15 protein-coding genes are annotated in these 17,064 nt (G+C 64.3%); 11 read left to right on the top strand and 4 right to left on the bottom strand.

What is annotated here, in order from left to right; translation table 11 throughout:
* Positions 1–12: 12 nt before the first annotated feature.
* A complete protein-coding gene (locus NE591_RS04970; RefSeq protein WP_157011501.1) occupies positions 13–879 on the top strand; it encodes a MaoC/PaaZ C-terminal domain-containing protein in 867 nt (288 codons plus the stop codon).
* Between the two features lie 11 nt (positions 880–890).
* Positions 891–2,306 carry an MFS transporter gene (locus tag NE591_RS04965; protein WP_157011503.1) on the top strand — a complete coding sequence of 472 codons (1,416 nt, stop codon included), beginning with the start codon at positions 891–893 and terminating at the stop codon, positions 2,304–2,306.
* A 271-nt stretch (positions 2,307–2,577) separates the two neighbouring features.
* Here the strand turns inward: NE591_RS04965 and NE591_RS04960 are convergent, their stop codons facing one another.
* The gene (locus tag NE591_RS04960; RefSeq protein WP_157011505.1) at positions 2,578–3,363 is read right to left on the bottom strand and encodes an enoyl-CoA hydratase/isomerase family protein; all 786 of its coding nucleotides are present in this window, start codon (positions 3,361–3,363) and stop codon (positions 2,578–2,580) included.
* A gap of 295 nt (positions 3,364–3,658) precedes the next feature.
* Between NE591_RS04960 and fixA the strand changes: the two genes are divergently transcribed.
* From fixA to NE591_RS04940, 4 genes are all read left to right on the top strand, one after another.
* The gene (gene fixA / locus NE591_RS04955) at positions 3,659–4,414 is read left to right on the top strand and encodes a putative electron transfer flavoprotein FixA (protein ID WP_161127185.1); all 756 of its coding nucleotides are present in this window, start codon (positions 3,659–3,661) and stop codon (positions 4,412–4,414) included.
* 50 nt (positions 4,415–4,464) lie between these two features.
* Positions 4,465–5,349 carry an electron transfer flavoprotein subunit alpha/FixB family protein gene (locus NE591_RS04950; protein ID WP_157011509.1) on the top strand — a complete coding sequence of 295 codons (885 nt, stop codon included), beginning with the start codon at positions 4,465–4,467 and terminating at the stop codon, positions 5,347–5,349.
* A gap of 92 nt (positions 5,350–5,441) precedes the next feature.
* Positions 5,442–6,743 carry an FAD-dependent oxidoreductase gene (locus tag NE591_RS04945; RefSeq protein ID WP_161127186.1) on the top strand — a complete coding sequence of 434 codons (1,302 nt, stop codon included), beginning with the start codon at positions 5,442–5,444 and terminating at the stop codon, positions 6,741–6,743.
* Positions 6,740–7,039 (top strand): 4Fe-4S dicluster domain-containing protein, encoded by a 300-nt coding sequence (locus NE591_RS04940; protein ID WP_161127187.1) that lies wholly within the window; start codon positions 6,740–6,742, stop codon positions 7,037–7,039. Before NE591_RS04945 ends, NE591_RS04940 begins: the two co-directional genes overlap by 4 nt.
* A gap of 93 nt (positions 7,040–7,132) precedes the next feature.
* On the opposite strand, the gene NE591_RS04935 is transcribed toward NE591_RS04940, so the two are convergent.
* Together NE591_RS04935 and NE591_RS04930 are read right to left on the bottom strand one after the other, a co-directional pair.
* Positions 7,133–8,347, bottom strand: coding sequence for an acyl-CoA dehydrogenase family protein (locus NE591_RS04935; protein ID WP_161127188.1), 1,215 nt, complete (start codon positions 8,345–8,347; stop codon positions 7,133–7,135).
* 185 nt (positions 8,348–8,532) lie between these two features.
* Entirely contained in the window at positions 8,533–9,186 is a 654-nt protein-coding gene (locus NE591_RS04930; protein WP_161127189.1) for a TetR/AcrR family transcriptional regulator, read from the bottom strand.
* Between the two features lie 412 nt (positions 9,187–9,598).
* Here NE591_RS04930 and NE591_RS04925 point away from each other — a divergent pair, with 412 nt between their 5' ends.
* Positions 9,599–11,680 carry an FAD-dependent oxidoreductase gene (locus NE591_RS04925; RefSeq protein ID WP_114539147.1) on the top strand — a complete coding sequence of 694 codons (2,082 nt, stop codon included), beginning with the start codon at positions 9,599–9,601 and terminating at the stop codon, positions 11,678–11,680.
* Between the two features lie 117 nt (positions 11,681–11,797).
* A complete protein-coding gene (locus NE591_RS04920) occupies positions 11,798–12,979 on the top strand; it encodes an acyl-CoA dehydrogenase family protein (RefSeq protein WP_114539146.1) in 1,182 nt (393 codons plus the stop codon).
* A 376-nt stretch (positions 12,980–13,355) separates the two neighbouring features.
* Here NE591_RS04920 and NE591_RS04915 read toward each other — a convergent pair whose 3' ends face one another.
* The gene (locus NE591_RS04915) at positions 13,356–14,129 is read right to left on the bottom strand and encodes a phage tail protein (protein WP_256156408.1); all 774 of its coding nucleotides are present in this window, start codon (positions 14,127–14,129) and stop codon (positions 13,356–13,358) included.
* 369 nt (positions 14,130–14,498) lie between these two features.
* Here NE591_RS04915 and coaD point away from each other — a divergent pair, with 369 nt between their 5' ends.
* The 3 genes from coaD (at position 14,499) to NE591_RS04900 (ending at position 17,061) form a co-directional block, all read left to right on the top strand.
* Positions 14,499–14,993, top strand: coding sequence for a pantetheine-phosphate adenylyltransferase (coaD, locus tag NE591_RS04910; protein ID WP_022739795.1), 495 nt, complete (start codon positions 14,499–14,501; stop codon positions 14,991–14,993).
* 282 nt (positions 14,994–15,275) lie between these two features.
* On the top strand, positions 15,276–16,043 hold the full coding sequence (locus tag NE591_RS04905; RefSeq protein ID WP_157011517.1) for an electron transfer flavoprotein subunit beta/FixA family protein: 768 nt from the start codon (positions 15,276–15,278) through the stop codon (positions 16,041–16,043).
* Between the two features lie 55 nt (positions 16,044–16,098).
* Positions 16,099–17,061: an electron transfer flavoprotein subunit alpha/FixB family protein gene (locus tag NE591_RS04900; protein WP_256156407.1), complete on the top strand. Its 963-nt coding sequence runs from the start codon at positions 16,099–16,101 to the stop codon at positions 17,059–17,061.
* Positions 17,062–17,064 lie beyond the last annotated feature (3 nt).

The raw sequence follows: 17,064 nt of genomic DNA, 5'->3' as shown, positions 1-17,064 counted from the left end.
GGAGGATACAGCATGGCCATCTCAACGGAAATCGTCGGCAGGACGTTCGGCCCGTTCGTTCGGGACTACACCTTCAAGGACTTGGAGATCTGCGCGCTCGGCTGCGGCGCCGACTGGGACGGAAAGACCGATCTGGAGTACGTGAACGAGCACGATGCCGAGAACCCGCGGCTCAAGGTGCTGCCCATCTTCGGCGTGCCGCTGACGGTGAACGAGGAGGTGACGACCACGCTGGACTACGGCTTCGACTACAGCGGATCGCTGCACTACGGCATCGATGCTCACTTCCATGCGCCCTTTAAGATGAACGATCATGTGGAGACCTATGTCGTGCAGGAGGCCATCTGGGATCGCGGGGAGGGCCGCGGGTCGCTCTCCAAACAGGTGGGGAAGTCCTATTCCGCCGACGGCGTGCATCTGTGCACCGTGGAGACCTACGACTGCTGCATCTACGACGGCGGCTTTGGCGGCGAGAGGCCCCCGAAGGACGTCGTCGAGTATCCCGACCGCGAGCCGGATCTCGCCTACGAGGAGGTGTGCGGCTATCAGTGGCCCCTCATCTACCGGCTCATGGGCGACTGGCACCAGCAGCACATCGATTGGGCCTACACCGAGCAGACCGGGCTGGCGCGCCCCATCAACCACGGTGTCTGCACGGCCGGCATCGCCATGCGCCACCTCATCGCGCTGCTCATCCCCGGGCAGCCCGAGCGCCTGCGCCGCTTCAAGTGCCGCTTCACTTCTCCGGTGCTGCCGGGCACGCGCCTTTGCACCCAGGTGTGGAAGATGGGCGAGGGCGAGGCCCGCTTCCGCGTGGTGGACGCGGACGATGGGGCGGCCCGGCCGTTTCTGAACTTCTGCCTCGCCGAGTGGGAATAGGGGGGCGCGCCATGGCGAGCGATGTGAAGGCGATGACTCAGGTGGCGAGCCCGCCGGCAACCGCTGCGGCGAAGGAGATCAGCGGAGATATGGCCCGCAAGGTGCGTCAAACGGCGAAAAGGACCATGGACGATGTGGCCATGACGCCGTTTCTGCGCAAGATCACGTTCTTCTCGTCGGGCGGCTCCTTCCTCGACGGCTACGTGCTGTCGCTCATCGGCGTGGCGCTCACCCAGATCGTGCCGGCTTTCGGGCTGACCGATGTCTGGAGCGCGGCCATAGGCGCGTCGGTGCTCGTCGGCATCTTCGTGGGAACCATCACGGGGGGCTACCTTACCGACGCCATCGGTCGCAAGAAGATGTTCATCATCGATTTGGTGGCGATCGGGCTGTTCTCGCTTCTGAGCGTATTCGTTGCCGAGGCCTGGCAGCTCGTGGCCGCCCGGTTCTTCATCGGCGTGTTCGTCGGCGCCGACTATCCCATCGCCACGTCGCTCATCGCCGAGTTCACGCCCAAGGAGCATCGGTCGATCTCCATGGGAATGGTGTCGGCGGCGTGGTATCTGGGCGCCACCGTGGCCGCCGTGGTGGGCTACGGGCTCTACGGCGTGGAGGACGGCTGGAAATGGATGCTCGGCAGCGCCGTGGTGCCCTGCGTGGTTCTCCTCGTAGGACGGCACGATATTCCCGAGTCCCCCTTGTGGCTGGCGAGCAAGGGGCGCCATGCCGAGGCGCGGGCCGTGATGGATCGCGTGTTCGGCCCCGATGTGGAGCTTGCGCCCGTAAAGCCGACGGACAAGACGCCGCTGGCGACGCTTTTGCATGGCGAGTACCTCAAGCGCATGATCTTCCTCGGGGTGTTCATCCTGTGCCAGGTGGTGCCCATGTACGCCATCTACACCTTCGGTCCCGAGATCATGACCGCCTTCGGGTTGGGGGAGGGCCATGAGGCCATTCTGGGCGAGAGCGCTGTGAGCCTGTTCTTCCTGGTGGGAAGCATTCCGGCCATGTTCTGGCTGAATTCCATGGGGCGGCGCCCCTTGCTGCTCATGAGCTTCGCGCTCATGGCGGCGGGTCTGCTCGTGCTGGGGCTGTGGCCCACGGCGCCGGTGACGGTGATCATTCTCGCATTCGGGCTTTACGCGTTTTTCAGTGGCGGCCCGGGCATCCTGCAGTGGCTGTACCCCAACGAGCTCTTTCCCACCGAGGTGCGCGCGACGGCCGTCGGCATCGCCATCGGCTTCTCGCGCATCGGCACCATCGCGGCCACCTACGGGACGCCTCTCGCCTTAGATGCCTGGGGCGTGGGACCGGTGATGCTCGTGGCGGCGGGGCTCGTGCTGCTCGGGCTCGTTCTGTCGTACTTCTTGGCGCCCGAGACCCGGGGCAAGTCCCTCGCCGAGACGAGCGGCATCGACGATAGATAGAGCGTTGGTTCTCAGGGTTCCAGCTATCGGCAGAAGATCTTAAATTTCGAGAATGGAAGAGCCCCTCTGAGTGATGGGCTCTTCCTGCTTATGCGGGGCTTCGGCAGCAGGGGGGGAGACCCCCTTGGTGCATGGCGATCTTGCCGCACGGATTCGAGAGAGGGCTTGGGATGCGTAGTCTGGGAAGCAAGGAGCGCCAGCCTCTAAGCGGCAGAAGAGCCCGCCTCGGTGGCGGGCTCTTCATGTGCTGAATACCTATGGAGCAGTTCGCCTATCGGCCGGTCCAGTGGGGGGCGCGCTTTTCGACGAAGGCGGCCGGGCCCTCGATGCCATCCTCAGTCTTCTCCAGGAAGCGGTAGGCCGCATCGGAGAAGCGCATGGCGTCCTCCTCGGACATCTGGTCGGCGGCATGCACGATGAACTTCGTCCACTTCAGGGCCAGAGGCGCGTTCTTCAGGCACTCCTCGGCCAGCTCGATGGCGCGGTCGAGCACCTCTTCGGCGGGCACCACGTAGTTGATGAGGCCGAGCGCCTTAGCCTCGGGGGCCTTGATCTTCTTGCCGGTGAGCAGAAGCTCCATGCAGTCCTTGCGGTTGATGTCGCGGGCGAGGCGCACGATGCCGCCGGTGGAGGCGATGATGCCGAGTCCCACCTCGGTGCAGCCGAACTTCGCGTTCTCGGCGGCTACCACCATGTCGCAGGAAAGCGCGATCTCCATGCCGCCGCCGGCCGCCGAGCCGTTGCAGGCGCAGATGACCGGCTTGGAGCACAAGCGCGCAGTGAGGCCGCCGAAGCCGTGCTCGGTGACCGTCTGGCATTCGCCGCCCTCGGAGAGCTCGGAGAGATCCTCGCCGGCGCAGAACACCTTGCCAGTGCCGGTCACGACGATGGCGCGCACCGCCTTGTCGGTCTCGGCGTGGTTCATGATGTTCTCCATGGCCGCGGAGGTCACCCCGTTCAGGGCGTTGGCCACCTCGGGGCGGTTGATGCGGATGATGAGCAAGCCGTCATCGCGCAGCTCGGATACGACGGTGTCGGTGCCAAAGTAGTCAGCCATTGGTTCCTCCTAGATTCTTGAGAACTGATTGCCAGATGATGCGTCCCTCGCATCGAAATCTATGGTAGGCGGGGCGGCTTTCGAGGGCATCGCAAGGGGCGCGGTATATGGGGAATACCCAGCTTAAGGGGCATCACTACATTTTGAGTAACGATGCTTTCACGGGGTTTTGGCGATGACGGCCAAAGCGAGCCGCGGCACTATGGCACCAACGGAGCGCTATCGGCTGCAGCGAGGCGCTCCGCTTGAAACGAACCGATACGTGAGAGAAGTTCTTGAAGAGAAAGGTGCAGAAGTGAAGATCGCAGTGGCATTCAAGGTGGTTCCCGACGATCAGGACATCCAGGTGGCCTCCGATGGCACCCTGGACTTCTCCAAGGCGAAGGGGACGGTGTCGACCTACGACTTGAACGCGCTTGAGGCGGCGGCCCAGCTGGCTGCTGCCAACCCCGGCTCCACGGTGACCGCCGTGACGGTGGGGGCGGCCTCCATCGACGACTCCAAGCTGAAGAAGAACGTGCTCGCCCGCGGGGTCGACGATCTGGTCATGGTCGCCGACGACGCGCTGGCCGCTCTCGATACCGCCGGCACGGCCGAGGAGCTGGCCGCGATCGTGGGCGAGGGGGGCTTCGATCTCATCCTGTGCGGCGACGGCTCTGCCGATGAATACGCCCAGCAGGTCGATGTGCAGCTGGCCGCCCGTCTTGGAGTTCCTTCCGTGAACGCGGTGACGGCCATCAAGGCCGAGGGCGACTCGATGGTCGTCGAGCGCACGCTCGAGGACGTGGTGGAGGAAGTGGAGGTTCCGCTGCCGGCCGTCATCGCCGTGACGCCCGATGTCGCCACGCCGCGCATCCCCGGCATGAAGGACATTCTGGCGGCTGGCAAGAAGCCCATGGATGTGAAGGGCGCTCCCGTAGCTCCCGTGAGCGCCGTCGAGGTCGTCTCCTGTGCGGCTCCCGAGGCCGCCGAGCGCGCCTGCAATGTGGCTGACGCTTCGGCCGACGGCGCCATCGAGGCGTTTGCCGCGGCGCTCAAGGCGGCCCTGTAGGCGTCCCTCCCCACGTTTCGAATTCCACGACCCGATAAGGAGACATGAACATGAAAGCACTGGTTATTGCCGAGCATCCCGAGGCCGCCCGCGAGCTGGCAGCCGGCGCCCGCACTCTTGCCGACGAGGTGGCGCTCGTAGCCTTCGGCGAGGCTCCGGAGAACGTCGCCGATGCCGCCTATATCGTTGAGGTGCCCGAGGGCGCCGTGGCCGACGATGCCTACCTCACCATTCAGTCCGTCTACGAGAAAGAGCAGCCCGCTGTGGTGCTCGCCGAGCCGACCCGCCATGTGAAGTCGGTGCTGGGACGTTTGGCCGCTGCTGCGGGGGCCGCCGCCATCACCGATGTGACGGCTTTCGAGGACGGGGGCGCTCTGAGCCTCTACTTCGGCGGCGTGGGCGAGCGCGTGCGCAAGGCCACGGGAGATGTGGCCTTCTACACGGTGGCCCCTGGCACCTTCGCCGACGCCGAGCCTGCGGGCAGCGCCGTGGCCGAGACCGTGGCCTGGATCGCGCCGGCCCGTTCGCTGCGCCTGGTGTCCTCCCGCGAGCGCGAGAAGGGCGGCGCCGATCTGTTCAAGGCCGAGGCCGTCGTGGCCTGCGGCCGCGGGTTCGCCGAGGAGTCCGAGCTCGACTTGGCCCGCGCGCTGGCCGACAAGATCGACGGCGGTCTGGCCTGCTCCCGTCCCTTGACCGAGGGCGTCGACTGGATGCCCCAGAGCACCTACGTGGGCGTCTCCGGCCTCACGCTCACGCCGAAGGTGTATGTGGCCTGCGGTATTTCCGGCCAGATGCAGCACATGGTGGGCTGCAACCGCTCCGGAGCTGTGTTCGCCATCAACAAGGACAAGAACGCCCCCGTCTTCAAGCAGTGCGACTACGGTCTGGTGGGCGACATCAAAGATGTGCTGCCGGCCCTGACGGCGGCCCTGTAGGCCTTCTCGATTGAGGGCGGGAGGCGCCGACGCGGCCATGGTCGCCGGCCTCCCGCCCTTGGGATCGAGCGTGAATCTGAAAGGAGAGAAGCGTGTCTGACGCAGATTTCGACATCATTGTTGTCGGCAGCGGGTGCGCGGGCGCGGTGGCGGCCTACGTGGCGGCCTCGGCCGGCAAGAGCGTGCTCGTGGTGGAGCGCGGCAACTACGCCGGCGCCAAGAACATGACCGGCGGGCGCATCTACAGCCACTCGCTGAAGGAGGTGTTCCCGGACTTCGAGTCCGAGGCGCCCCTGGAGCGCAAGATCACCCACGAGCGGATCGCCATGCTGAACAGCGACTCCGAGATGACCATCGACTTCACGAGCCCCGTGCTCGCCGAGGAGGGCAAGGACTCCTACTCAGTGCTGCGAGGCCCCTTCGACCAGTGGTTGGCCGAGAAGGCCGAGGGCGCCGGCGCCGAGTACATCTGCGGCATCGCCGTGGAGGAGCTTTTGAAGGACGAGTCCGGCAAAGTCGTCGGCATCCGCGCCGGCGAGGACGAGATCACATCTCAGGTCGTCATCGTGGCCGAGGGCACAAACACGCTTCTGTCCGAGCGCTGCCTCGGGAACGCGCGGCCCGCGCCCTGCCAGATGGCCGTCGGCATCAAGGAGGTGTTCGAGCTGCCCGCGGGCGTGATCGAGGACCGGTTCCTTCTGCCCGAGGGCGAGGGCGCCGCGATGCTGTTCGTCGGCGACTGCACCCACGGCAAGGTGGGCGGCGGCTTTTTGTACACCAACAGGGACTCCATCTCGCTGGGACTCGTGGCCACCATCTCCACGGCGGCCGGCGGCGGAAACGACACGCCGGTCTACCAGATGCTTGAGGACTTCAAGGGCCATCCGGCGGTGGCGCCCATCATCCGGGGAGCCAAGATGGTCGAGCACTCCGGGCACATGGTGCCCGAGGGCGGCTACGACATGGTACCCCAGTACGTGTTCGACGGGGCGCTTCTGGCCGGCGAGGCAGCCGGCCTCTGCATGAACATGGGCTATCAGGTGCGCGGCATGGACTTCGCCGTGGCGAGCGGGCGCATGGCCGCCGAGGCGGCCGTCGAGGCCATCGACGCGGGAGATGCGAGCGCGGCGGGGCTTTCCGGATATGCGCGCCGCATGGAGGACTCCTTCGTCATCAAGGACCTTAAGACCTTCCGCAAGTGGCCCCACGTCATGGAGGAGTGGGACGCGATGTTCAACGACTACCCGACCATGGCGGCGGAGGTGTTCAACGCCATGTTCAGCGTGGACGGGCGCCCGCAGGAGCCCCTGCGCCGCCGCATCATGCCCATTATCAAGAAGCGCGGGCTTTTCAAGACCGCCAACGAGGTGAGGAAGGCGGTGAGCGCGCTGTGAGCCAGATCGCACCGATTACCGTGAACGTTGACGAGCTGATCGCCGTGAACAAGTACGAGGTGGACGAGGAGAGCGCCCACATCGAGCTTGTGGAGGATCCGGACATCGAGGAGTTCAAGAAGCTCGTGCGGGTATGCCCCGCGGCCCTCTACAAGATCGACGAGGACGGCGCGACGAGCTTCGACTACGCCGGCTGCCTGGAGTGCGGCACCTGCCGCATCGCTTGCGAGGGCACCATCGTGAGGAAGTGGGAGAACCCCCAGCCCACCATGGGCGTGGAGTACCGCTTCGGGTAGGCTGCACCTGTCTGCGGAAAAGCCGTGCATAAAAAGGCCCTGCGATTTGCGTCGCAGGGCCTTACTCGTGAGGGGGTGGCTGCCGATCGGTGCCTACAGGTCGGTACCGGCGATCCAGTCGAGGGCGGGGTATTCCACGACGCCGTCGTGGCGCTCCAGCTCGCGGGCGATGGTGATGCGCTGGATGGTGGGGGAGCCCTCCTCCAGCCAGAGAGCCCGGCAGTCGCGATAGAGGCGCTCGGTGGGGCCGTAAGGACTGTCCTCGAAGTAGCCGTCGCCGCCGAAGATCTCCAGCATCTCGTCGGAGACCTTCTTTACCGCCTCGATGGAGAACAGCTTGCACATGGCCGCCTTCTCGGCGATGTAGGGGTTGTGCGGGTCGCGGTCGTAGTCCTCGGCGAAATCGATGATCATGCAGCGCAGGGCGTGGGTGGCGCAGGCCATGTCGGCCAGCTTCATCTTGATGGCCTGGCGCGTGTTGATGGTCTTGCCGAAGGTCACGCGGTCGCGCGCCCGGGCCAGCGACATCTCCAGCATGCGCTGGCACATGCCGAGGTTCGAGTCGGCGATGTGCACGCGGGAGATGGCCAGCGAGTGCATGGCCACTTCCATGCCCTGGCCCTCGCAGCCGAGCAGGTACTTCGGCTCGAGCTTCACGTCGGTCATTTTGAAGCCAGCGTGCCCCGCGCCGCGGCAGCCCATCATATGCGGCATGTCCACGAGCTCGAAGCCCTCGGCGTCCATGGGCACGAAGAAGGCGGAGAGGCGCTCGTCGCCCTCCTTGTCCGGGTCGGTCACGGCGATGACGTAGGCGAACTGGGCCACGTCGGTATGGGAGATGAGCCACTTCTCGCCGTTCAGAATGTAATTCCCATCCGCGTCCTTCACGGCCGTGGTGTGCACGTCGGCGCCGGTGCCGCCGGTCTGCTCGGTGAGCGCGAAGCAGGTGAAGATGGTCTTGTCGGCGAACTTGTCCATGTAGGCGGCCTTCAGCTCGTCGCAGCCGTAGTCGTCCAGGATGCGCCAGTTCAGGTCGGCGGCGTAGTGCAGGTGCATGCGCATGCCGCCCGGGCCGCGCGAGAACTCCTCCTGCACCTGCAGGATCTCCTTCTCGGTGAAGCCCCATCCGCCGTACTGTTCGGGCAGCGCGTAGCGGTACAGGTTGTTCTCGCGGGCCAGGTCGATGAACTCCTGCGGGAACTTGTTGGTGACCTCCACCTCGCGCTGCATTTCCTCGAAGGGGCCTTCCGCCAGCTCGCGGCAGGTCTTCAGGAAATCGCGGAACTCCTCGTCGGTCAACTTGCCCATAAAGCCTCCTCGTGATCGTGTGCCCGTGCCATCGCGCGCGGGCGCGTATACCCTGATGAACAGTTTGACAGCCCGTCTTGAGGTTCGTCCAATAGAAACCGCCCGAAAATTTCCAATGGAAAATAGGCAAAAGCTATGGAAGGGATTGTGGAAGGGCGGCACGCCTTCGAGGGTGCTCCGGCGAGCTACAAATTCCTCCGCATCTGGGCTTCCTTGATCTCGTTTTCGAGGGAGCTGTGGATGATGTTGGCGAAGGGGCCGGCCTGACCGCCGATGGACTCGACGCCGCGGGCGTCGCAGCGGCGGATGTAGTAGTAGAGGAAGGCGCAGGTGTAGAACTCGGCCAGAAAGTCGATGTTGTCCTTCGGCAGGTAGCGGTTGGACAAAATGATGTCGATGTCCCGCTTCATGGCCTCAAGGTACAGCGCGTACAGGTAGTTGCGCAGCGAGTAGGGGCCGTTGTCCACGAGCGCCTGGCGGTAGAAGTTGCGGCGTCCCTCCAGCACCTCGGCGAAGCACTGGAAGAACTCGGCGTGGTCGAGCGAGCGCACGCCGGACTTCTGGGTAATATAGTAGGGGAATCGCGAGGTGGGATCCTCCGGATCGTCGTCGTAGAGGAGCACTGACTCGGAGAAATGCTGCTTTAGGCACTGGCCCATGTCGTAGCGGAAGATCCAGATGATGAGGCGGTCCTTGTTCTCGAAGTGGTAGTAGAAGGTCTTGCGGTTCTTCCCCGTGCGCTCGACGATGTCGCTGATAGACACCTTGCGCAAGGGCATCTCGTCGCACAGCTCCACGAAGGCGTCGGAGATGAGCAGCATGGTGGAAAGCGCGTTCATGGGTTCCTCCTTCAGTTCTCTTCCGCTGCGCCCATTATAGGATCTTTCGAAGAAATATGGGACAGATAAATCGAAATGTGCAATGGAAATGCCAATGACTCGGTTAGTTGCGCCTATTTAACGGGGTCAAAACGGCCACTTATGCGGCAAATGCCTATGGATGACGAAGATTTGCCTATGAAGTACTACACAGATAGATAAATCTGTCCATCGTAAAGCAAAGCAATCTTCGTAGAATAAGAGTCACGAGGAGACTTCAGCTCGGTCGGCGCTTTGAAAGGCGGACAAAGCAAGTCAAATTGGGTAGAGATTTCCAAATGTGAGGATCATGAGAAGGCAACATGGTCAAAAGCTTGAAATCATACCTAATACCCTTGAAACCTGTGGGGAAGTAATTGAAAGGAGTTTAGCCGTGGCGAAGTACCAGAAACTGGTGGAGCCGTTTAAGATCGGCAATGTCGAACTGCGCAACCGTTTCGTGATGCTGCCGATGACTATCGAGAAGGTGGACAACTACCACGTGACCGATGACTTGGTGGACTTTTACGAGCAGCGCGCAAAGGGCCATGCCGGCCTGATCGAGATCGGGTCGTGCTATGTGTGCGACTGCTTCGGCACCGAGCCGAAGTACCACACGACCACCGGCGCCTGCGGATGCTGGGACGATGAGTTCATTCCCGGCTTCCAGCGCATCGCCGAGGTGTGCCACAAGCACGGATCCAAGGTGGCCGCCCAGCTGCAGCTGTGCTACGAGTGGCGTGCCTCTGGCGATGATCCGCTTTTGTCCTACGCTCCTTCCAAGGACGTGCCCTCCGGCCCGTTCGTGGGCATGCCCGAGCGCGAGTACACCAAAGAGGAGATCGCCGAGGTCGTCAAGCAGTACGGCCAGGCCGCCCGCCGCTGCAAGGATGCCGGCATCGACATTATCGAGATCCACGCGGGCATCGGTTACATGGTGATGCGCTTCCTTTCCAAGTACTCCAACCACCGCACCGACGAGTACGGCGGATCGGCCGAGAACCGCGCCCGCTTCCTCTGCGAGATCATCGACGAGATTCACAAGACCTGCGGCGACGACATGCCGATTCTCGTGCGCATCTCCGCCGACGACCTCATGCCCGACGGCAACCGCATCGCCGACACCCTCGAGCTCATCCCGATCATCGAGGCCCACGGCGTTGACGCCTGGTCCGTGCAGGCCGGCTTCCACGAGGCGCCCCGTCCCGTGGCCAACCAGATCGTGCCCGAGGGCGAGTTCATCGACCTCGCGAAGCAGGTGAAGACCGTCACCTCCAAGCCGGTATTCCCCGGCACCCGCATCAATACGCTCGATATGTGCGAGAAGGTCGTCACCGAGGGCTACGGCGACGCGGTCGGCATGGCGCGCCAGTTCATCGCCGATCCCGACACCGCCCGCAAGGTGGAGGAGGGCCGTCCGGAGCAGGTGCGCCCCTGCATCGTGTGCTCCCGCTGCCTGGACAACATCTTCATCGGCAAGCCCTGCCAGTGCTCGGTGAACGCGAACGTGTGGGAGGGCGTGGAAGTGGGCCTGCCCCAGGACAAGCCCGCCACCGAGAAGCAGCACATCGCCGTCGTGGGCGCGGGTCCTGGCGGCCTGGAGGCGGCCCGCGTGGCGGCCGAGCGCGGGCACAAGGTGACCGTGCTGGAGAAGTCCGACAAGCTCGCCGGCCTGCTGACCATGGCCCAGGTGCTCAACGCCAACATCGAGCCTTTGGTCTCCTACTGGAACGAGGAGATGAAGCTTCATCCCAACATCGAGATCAAGCTGAACACCAAGGTCGACGTGGACACCCTGCGCGCCCTGAACCCCGACCAGGTCATCGTCTCGCCCGGCGGCGGCATCATCCCCATCGACGTGCCCGGCATCGACGGCAAGAACGTCGTGAAGTCCGAGGACATCAAGGCCATGTGCAACGGCATCGTCCCCGAGGGCAAGGGCATGATCTGGAAGGCGGCCGTGGCGGCCATCAAGGCCCAGGGCGGCACCGTCGGGTTCATGCGCATGGGCCTGAACATGAAGAGCGGCCCGACCGCCATCGTGGGCAAGCGCGTGGTGGTCGTGGGCGGTGGCTTCGCCGGCCTGGAAGTGGCCGAGGCCATGTGCGACGGCCGCGAGATCTGGGTGATCGATCCGGCCAAGAAGCTTGGCAACGGCATCGGCATCATCGACAAGAACCCCACCATCAACCTGCTCAAGAAGAAGGGCGTGCACCTGATGCCCTTGACCGAACTCATCGAGGTGACCAAGAAGGGCGCCAAGGTGAAGAACGTCGAGACCGGCGAGGAGCAGCTCATCGAGTGCGACACCGTGCTGACCTCCCTCGGCGTGGAGCAGAACACCGACCTGTACGACGAGATCGTGAAGGTGTGGCCGCACGCGAAGCTCATCGGCGACGCTACCACCCCCGACGGCAAGGTGTACCGCACCCTCGAGGCCGTCAAGGGCGGCTACCAGGCCTCCATGGCCATCTAAACGGGCTTATCCCCGGTTACGGGCGCTGGGTTGAAACGGCGCGGCGCCCGCTCTCTCAATTTGGTTCAAACGCGCAGGCGTTTTGAATAAAGGCAACGTTCCTTAAAGGAGGAAGAAATGGATTTCAGCTATTCCCAGCAGCAGCTCGAGATCAAGCGCGGCATCCGCGAGTGGGGCAAGAAGCACCTGACCGAGGAGGCCATCGCCGCCGGCTATAAGAACCGCGGCATCGCCCCCGAGATCGCCAAGGCGTGGGTCGACGACGGTTGGGGAATGTACGGCCTGCCCGAGGAGTACGGTGGAAAGCCCGTCGACCATCAGACCATGGCCATGATCATCGAAGAGCTGAACCACTGCGGCGGCAACATCCCCATGGCTCCCAACCTGCTCATCATGTTCGACATGGTCGAGTTCGGCACTCCCGAGCAGATCCAGTACGCCGTCGACTACTACAAGGAGAACGGCTACCCGCCGTACTGCCTGGCCATCTCCGAGCCCGAGGCCGGCTCCGCCAACCAGTACATGACGACGACGGCCACCAAGAAGGACGGCAAGATCCACATCAACGGTACCAAGACCTGGGTGACCTCCGGTGAGAACTCCGACGGCTTCATCGTGGTCTGCAAGAACGAGGATCCCTCTCCCGAGAACAAGCAGATGTCCATGTACCTCGTGCCGGCCAACGCCAAGGGCGTGACCATCGAGCCGTTGAACAAGATCGGCATGCAGATCATGCCCTTCTCCAAGGTCATCTTCGACGACGTCGTGGTTGACGAGTCGGCGCTGCTCGGCATCGAGGGCAAGGGCTTCCTGCAGCTCATGAAGAACTTCGAGTGGGAGCGCTGCGTGCTTCTGGCGGAGCTGCTCGGCGAGGCCCAGGCCGCCATGGACGACGCCTGCGCCTGGACCAACGAGCGCCAGCAGTTCGGCAAGGGCATCAAGACCTTCCAGCTCGTGCAGGAGCATATCGTCGAGATGCAGATCGAGCTCACCAACACCCGTAACTTCCTGTACCGCACCTGCTGGAAGATGGACAACGGCATTCCGGTGAACAACGACGCCGCCATGCTGAAGCGCTACGGCGCCCCGGCGCTCACCGACTGCTGCTCCCGCGCCCTGCAGCTCATGGGCGGCCTCGGCTTCACCGACGAGACCCGCGTCTCCCGCCTCATGCTCGACTGCCGCGGCTTCCAGATCGGCGGCGGCACCGTCGAGATCATGGTGCACATCTCCGGCCGCGGCATCCTCAAGGAGTACGCCAAGGCTGCCGAGGATCCGGATTACCTCTGGACCATCTAAATCGCGACGGCGATACAGCTTTGATGGAAGGGGCCTGCGCAAGCGGGTCCCTTTTCTTGTGCTTGGAATCGACCTGGGGGAAGCGCTCCGGAAGGTGCTGCTCGCCGCCCGCTGCGCGCTTTTTCCTCCTGCGAACGCGGCAAAAGAAATAGCGAAGATGACGCACATCAGTCGGTACCGTCCCGGCATCGCTGCTGCTGAAGTGGAAGCTATTTCTTAACGGCCGCGTTCTCCGGAGGGCGCGCAGAGGTCGTCGATCAGCACCTTCCGGAGCGCGCGCAGAGGGCGGCGAGCAGCATCCCGAGTGCTTTGAACCAGTGAAATGAGATGCAGAAAAAGGGCACCTGTCGGTGCCCTTTAAGGTTCGTGAGGTCGATTACTGCTGGTCAGCGGAAGGGGTGGGCTTTGCCTTCTTGCGGGTGCGGCGGCCGTGGCAGGTCATGCCGATCTTGCGGATGGTGCAGGTGCGCACGTTGTGGCAGTAGGCGCAGCCGCGGCGCTTCTTCTGGGTCTCGTTGTACAGGCCGATGACGCCCCAGGTGCTCCAGCGATCCGACGGCGTGCCGTCCTCGGCGGCGGTGAGCCTCAGGCGCTTCTCGGTCTGGGTGAAGAAGGCGAGCGTCGTGTTCATGGTGAGGGGGAAGTCCTCGACGCCGGTCTCCAAGGTGCTGCCGCGGTGCAGGCCGCGCTCGTGGGCGTCGTCGGCGACGGCCTCGGCGAGCTTGTCCGCGGCCAAGGAGGCCATGGCTTCCAGGCAAGCGTCGAAGAGCAGCGCGTCCATGTCGCTTTTCACGAGGCGCTCGCGAAGGCGTGCGATCTCCTCGTCGGTGCCGATGGTGGAGACCGCCATGGCCGTGTGCTCCGCCTCGCTCATGCGCTCGTAGGCGGCGCTGCCGTAGAGCACCGCGAGCGTGCCCACGAGCTTGATGGCCGGTTCGGTGTACTTCGGCGGCAGGGTGCAGATGGCGGGGTTGAACAGCTTGTAGACCCCGCGCGGATGCAGCTCGGCGCTCATGGCGTCGGCCATGGCGCAGATGGAGTCGGCGAGCATGGGATCGTCGGAGAGCTCGGTGTCGAGGAAGGCCTCGACGACGGCGGGATCGATCCGCTCGACGGAGCAGTCGATTTCATGGATGACGTGTACTTGCATGGCCGCCTCTATTCTTCCAATGATTCAAGTGGTATCTCTTCTCTGGGACTATTCTATCAATGAATCCGATGAATTGGGATGCTATTGGACAAGTATTGGTAAGATTGATCGTATTTTAGACAAATTAATGGGACAGATTTTCGAATATGTCTATATAATGCCACAGCGGTCTTTTCTACAATGGCTCTCGAGCGGTGCGCCGGCCCTTTTTCGAATCCTGGGAGAAGAGGCGCTGCGCATCGTGTAAACTTCCAAGGAGCATCTGGCGCGCCCGCGCGTCGGTGCCGCTGCCATCCGATGCCCCCGCGCGTCGGAGCCAAGTCGTTCGAGCCGCCTTGCGCGGCCGCCGTTAAGAGAAAGGGAGCCGCCGTGAAACGTGCGCTTACCCCCGGCACCTTCGACCCCATCACCGCCGGACATCTCGACGTTATCAGCCGTGCCGCCCAGCTTGTCGACGAGGTCATCGTTGCCGTGGCTGTCTCCGCAAAGAAAAAGCCGCTCTTCTCCCTCGAGGAGCGAGTGGCCCTTGTGAAGGAGGTCACGCGTGATTTGCCCAACGTGCGCGTCGAGCCTTTCGACGAGCTGCTCGTCGACTTCGCCCGTCGCATGGGCGCCCAGGCCGTGGTGAAGGGATTGCGCGCCATCACCGACTTCGAGTACGAGTTCCAGATGACGGCGCTCAACTATCAGCTGGATAAGGAGCTGGAGACGCTTTTCATCATGTCGACGCCGCAGCACATGTACCTGTCGTCTTCCATCGTGCGCGAGATCGCCTCTCTCGGCGGGGATGTGTCCCAGTTCGTGCCGCCCTGCGTGAACGAGGCCCTCGTCAAGCGCTACGCCGAGCTGCACGCGGCCCAGTAGATCCGGTCGCTCGGCCGAGCCGCGCTCTAGCGGCCATTGGTTGCGGGCGCAAGCCGCGCCCCCAGGGACAGAACGTCCCTTATAAGGGCATAAGAACTTCCAATAACTCCCAGAAAGCCCTGATCTGTCCCATTGCGGACGATCGGGGCTTTGTGCATTTTGGGACAGATAGAAAGATACGTCCGTATAGTGCGGACAAAAGCGGGGGAGTAGTGGTGTTGCGCGTAAAGGACCTTCCGTAAAATTACCCTTAAGAGACCGTATACGGGTGAAAGGGATGAGATGAACATCGTCGTTTGCGTGAAGCAGGTGGTGGACACCGAGGCCGTCATAGCGCTTGACGGGGCCGGAGAGGTGGAGCTAATGGGCCAGACCATGGTCATCGATCCCTACAGCGAGTTCGCCGTGGAGCGCGCTGTGCAGCTGAAAGAAGAGTTGGGTGGCACCGTTACCTTGCTGACGCTTGGCTCTCAGGATTGCCTCGCGGCCGTGCGCCACGGGCTGGCCATGGGCGCCGATGCGGCCGTGCTCATCGAGGACGAGCAGTGGACGGCCCGCGACGCCGCCCAGGCCGCGGCCCTGCTCGCCGAGGCGGCCTCCACGATGGGCGCCGACCTCGTCATGGGCGGCTGGAAGTCGGGAGATACGGCGGCGGCCCAGGTCATGGGGCGCATGGCGGCCATCATGAGGCTCCCTTTGGCGAACATGGCCACGGGTCTTTCCGTGGAAGGCGGCACTATCGTCGCGGAATGCGAGGTGGACGACGGCGTGGAGACCGCGCGGCTTCCTCTGCCCGCCGTCGTGGCCGCCCAGCAGGGACTAGCCGAGCCGCGCTACCCCTCGGTGCGCGATGTCATGCAGGCGCGGCGCCGTGGCGCCGAGGTGCGTCCCGTGGCCGACTTCGCCGCGGCGTCCAAACCGACAACGGTGACCGTCGTCTCCCGGGAGCTGAAGCCGGGCCGCTGCGGCGGCCGCATCGTCGCGGGCGAGGCGCCTGTGGCCGTGGCCGAGACGGTGCGCCTTCTGGCCGAGGAGGCGAAGGTTCTCTAGCTCGCCACTCATTCGCTTCCAACGTTCGCGCAGGATTTGAGAGAAAGGTTTTCTCATGGCTGATATGTGGGTAGGGGTCAACGGCGCCGATGAGGCGCTGCGCCAGGTAAATGCCGAGATGCTGGGGGGCGCCCGGGCGCTGGCCGACCAGGCGGCCGCTCAAGTGGTCGCCATCGTGTGGGGCGCGTCCGCCGCAGGCCACGCCAAGGCGCTCGCCTCGTGGGGTGCCGACCGCGTGGTGATTGTGGAAAGCGAGGCCGCACCGGCCCCCGAGGCCGTGGCCCGCACGCTGGCCCGGCTGGCCGCCGAGAGCGCCCCGGCCGTGGTATTGCTCGCCGACGGCGCCGAATCTCGCGTGGCGGCCCCTCTTCTGGCCGAGGCCCTGGATGCGCCGCTGTTCTCGGACGTGGTGGATATCGAGGCCGGCGACGAGGTCGTCTTCACGCGCCTGCCCTACACCGCCAAGGTGATCGAGCGCGCAACCGCAGCCGCCCCCACCGTGGTGGCCACGGTGCGCCCGAAGGCGCTTCCGGTGCCCGAGGCCGACGCCTCCCGCACCGTCGAGGTCGTCGCGACCCCGGCCGACGCAGCCGACCTCGCCCGCATCGTGCAGTCCGTGGCCCGCGCCGCCTCCGAGCGTGTCGATCTGGCCGAGGCGGACATCGTCGTGGCCGGCGGCCGCGGCTGCAAGGGGCCTGAGGGCTTCGCGGTCATCGAGTCTCTGGCCGATGCCCTGGGGGCCGCCGTGGGCGCCTCGCGCCCGGCCGTGGACGAGGGCTGGGTCGACATCCAGTACCAGGTGGGCCAGACGGGCAAGACCGTGGCGCCCTCGCTGTACATCGCCTGCGGCATTTCCGGCTCCATCCAGCACATGGCCGGCATGGGTGCCTCGAAGTGCGTCGTGGCCATCAACAAGGATCCCGAGGCGGAGATCTTCGCCGGCGCCGACTACGGCATCGTCGCGGATCTCTTCGAGGCGGTGCCGCTGCTGGAGGCGGCCGTCCGCGAGCGCAAATAGGGG

The organism is Adlercreutzia sp. DFI.6.23 (assembly GCF_024462535.1).
GTDB classification, from domain to species: domain Bacteria; phylum Actinomycetota; class Coriobacteriia; order Coriobacteriales; family Eggerthellaceae; genus Adlercreutzia; species Adlercreutzia rubneri.
Note: the sequence above shows the minus strand (reverse complement) of the source record. Positions and strands in the feature narration are given on the sequence as shown.